Source organism: Planococcus sp. S3-L1 (genome assembly GCF_030063085.1).
Classification (GTDB): domain Bacteria; phylum Bacillota; class Bacilli; order Bacillales_A; family Planococcaceae; genus Planococcus; species Planococcus kocurii.
Genome location: NZ_JASISN010000050.1, coordinates 1 through 1,033, shown reverse-complemented (window position 1 = coordinate 1,033; position 1,033 = coordinate 1). Strand labels below are relative to the sequence as shown.

1 protein-coding gene is annotated in these 1,033 nt (G+C 50.0%); it reads left to right on the top strand.

Features of this window, described 5'->3' with window-relative positions:
• Positions 1–78: 78 nt before the first annotated feature.
• The coding region (locus QMF37_RS18180) for a copper amine oxidase (RefSeq protein ID WP_283479143.1) at positions 79–1,033 on the top strand (955 nt) is incomplete at its 3' end.

The window sequence follows — 1,033 nt, the reverse complement described above, 5'->3', positions numbered from 1 at the left end:
AAAGTGATCTAAACAAATGCCCTTTGCGTTATGTCTGTATAACGAAAAAAAAAACAAGAAAAAGGGAGCGATTTTATTATGAAATTAAACAAATTACTGTTAGCCCTACCACTTAGCCTAGCGTTGCTTGTACCAACGGCAGCACTTGCCGACAGCCACGGCGGTCATTCAACAAGCGAAGCGGCAACGGAAGTAAGCACGACAACACCTGCGGCGGAACTGCGCATCGCACTGGATACCACCTTAACAGAGCACGCATTTCTAGCAGTTGAAGCGATGCGTAAAGGCGTCGACGGGGCAGAAGATTTTGATCAAGCAGCAGGGGCCTTACTGGCAAACGCTGACGACTTGTCTGCAGCCGTTGGTTCAGTTTACGGGGAAGAAGGCGCCGCACAGTTTGACGAAGTATGGAAGTCGCACATCGGCTATTTCGTCGATTACGTGACAGCAACCGCTGAAGACAACCAAGAAGGCAAAGATCAAGCGTTAGCGGAACTGGAAACTTACAAAGTCGAACAATCGAAATTCTTTGATACCGCCACAGGCGGACTCTTGCCAGCAGCGGCGGTTCAAGAAGGATTGGACATGCACGTCGATCAGTTGATCATGGCGTTTGACGCGTATGTAGCGGGCGATTTTGAAAAAGCTTACTCACTTGAGCGCGAATCGATTCAACACATGAGCATGTTCGCCGAAAGCCTGTCTGTAGCGATCACGACGCAATTCCCGGATAAATTTGACAACACCAGTGCCGATACACCGGCCATTGATTTGCGTGCCACACTCAACACAACGTTCACTGAACACGCAGGACTTGCGGTTATGGCGATGCAAGACGGCGCGGACGGCGCCGAAAGTTTTGACCAAGCAGCAGGGGCACTTCTTGCGAACGCAGATGACTTAAGTGCAGCCGTAGGATCGGTTTACGGCGACGAAGCCGGTGCACAATTTGAAGAAACATGGAAGTCGCACATTGGTTACTTTGTGGATTACGTAACAGCAACCGGTGAAGGCAACAAAGAAGGGCAAGAAC